The sequence below is a fragment of the Candidatus Marinimicrobia bacterium CG08_land_8_20_14_0_20_45_22 genome (genome assembly GCA_002774355.1).
Taxonomy (GTDB): Bacteria; Fidelibacterota; UBA2242; order UBA2242; family UBA2242; genus 0-14-0-20-45-22.
In genome coordinates this window covers 1-2075 of record PEYN01000031.1, presented here as the reverse complement: position 1 = coordinate 2075, position 2075 = coordinate 1, and the positions used below count along the sequence as shown (strand labels likewise).

The window sequence follows — 2075 nt, the reverse complement described above, 5'->3', positions numbered from 1 at the left end:
TCAAATGAAACGGATCAATAGCCTCATTATTTTACTTTTAGCGACGACGTTGAATGCGCAGGTTTTTACCGATTTTCCCGAAGTTTCTGCGCCGGTCAGCGGTTCGGGAGCCTCTTCCATCGCAACCGTTCAGGATGTATGGGCCTCGTTCATCAATCCGGCAGGGCTGAGCCGCGTCGAGTCGATTCAGGTCGTAACTTCATTTTTCAGACCGTACGGAATGTCGTTTTTCTCAAATCAAACTGCCGGATTGGCAGTTCCATTCGGGGGAAAATTCGGAACGGTCGCACTGACTTACAGTGGGACTTCAACGGAATATTCCGGTGAAAAATTGTCGTCGGAAAACGCCTTCCGGTTATCACATGCATTTTTCGTTCAGCGAGACATCAATTCATCACTGGCATTCGGCTATTCGTTGAATTTGTATTATCTGGATTACGGGAAATCAGCGGGCAGTTCCGGTGATGGAAGCGACGGCGTCAATCTCGGTTCCGGTGTCGGATTCGGCGTAGATGTCGGCATTCAGGCGAGTCTGCATGAACGAACTTGGCTCGCACTGATGGCAAAAAATGTCAACAGCCCGGAAATGGGAAGTTCGCTCTCGTCGTCAAATCTGCCGCGGTCGATTTCAGTCGGTTTTGGATATGAACCATACGAAGGGATGACCACGGGTTTTGTCATCGAACAACCTTTCGGGAATCATCCGACGCAATATCGCGGAGGGATCGATTACCATATTGCAGATTGGCTGATCCTTCGAACCGGCGTGAATACGGCGCCGAACCGGATCGCTCTCGGTTTTGGGATTCGGAAATTTGGGATCGGCGTCGATTACGCTTTTGTAAGTCATCCGATTTTACCGGAAACGCATCAATTCAGTTTATGCTATGATTTCAAGAAATAGACTTTTTTCATATTCGTTAATCCTGACGTTTTTGGCGTCATTCGCCGGAAATATCCGCGCGCAGGATTCGGCGATAGCGCTCATCGATTTAAACAACGCAAGCGAGCAGGAATTGAATCAATTGCCTATGACGCCAACGCAACTCAATGACTTGATCGATTACCGCCTGTACGTCGGCAATTTTCAAAGTGTGTACGATCTGCTGAAAATCGAAAGCATTGACTTTGATACTTTCAGCAAGATCAAACCGCTTGTGCGCATCTCACCGACGATTCTCGAAGAGAGCGGAAAACGGATCGAAGACAATTATTACAAGGTCGAGCGGTGGATTTCCAACGAAGGCGCGAGCGAAAGTTACGTGGACGAATGGATTGACCGACTGTCAAATCCTGTGAACATAAACGTAATCGGGATGTTTGATTTGCTGAATCTCTCCGGAGTCTCGCCTGTTGATGCCGTCGCCGTCATTAATCGTCAAAAACTGGGTGGAATCAAGAATCGTAACGATCTTCGGAACACAGACAATCTGTCCTATTTCGGGTTTTCGGGCTTGGAAGATTTCATCAGTTACGACGAACCCGCAACAAAAGAACGATTGGGTGGAAGTTACACGACCGTCATCAAGAACATTACTCTCAGCCAGACGCCGAGCGACGATGCGACTTCTTTTCTCGAATTCAAATCCCGAAACGTTCCGCTGGATTCTTATCATAAACTCCGGCTTCACTGGGGAAACGACCTGAAGTTTGAAATTTCGACGATGCGGAATCTCGGCGAACCGACAATAGAGAAAAGTTGGACTAAAGCCGATCTTCCGGAGATCAAATCTTTCTTTGAAATTCGGAATAAATCCCTGTTTGGCATTCGGCTGAATCAGATCATCGTCGGCGATTATGCGGCTTCCTTCGGACAAGGTCTAACGATGGAATCGACGGACTTTTTCATGCCGAGAAAAACCGGTTACGGCTTCCGAAAACGCGTCAACGGAATCAGCGGCGACATTTCCCGAACCACGGAATACGGACTTCGCGGCGCCGCGCTCGAGATGGAGTGGAAGAATTTGCTGGGCGCGGGTTTTGTCTCGTTGAAAGATCGGGACGCCGTTGTCAACAATGACGGTTCGTTCTCGACATTCATTACAATGTATCCACGTCTGAATTACGGACTCTAC

The 2075-nt window shown here is 48.3% G+C and carries 2 protein-coding genes; both read left to right on the top strand.

What is annotated here, in order from left to right:
* Positions 1 to 4: 4 nt before the first annotated feature.
* Positions 5 to 904, top strand: coding sequence for a hypothetical protein (locus COT43_02235; protein ID PIS30191.1), 900 nt, complete (start codon positions 5 to 7; stop codon positions 902 to 904).
* Positions 888 to 2075, top strand: a 1188-nt coding sequence (locus COT43_02230) for a hypothetical protein (protein ID PIS30190.1), incomplete at its 3' end; no start/stop codon positions are given. The genes COT43_02235 and COT43_02230, both read left to right, overlap by 17 nt.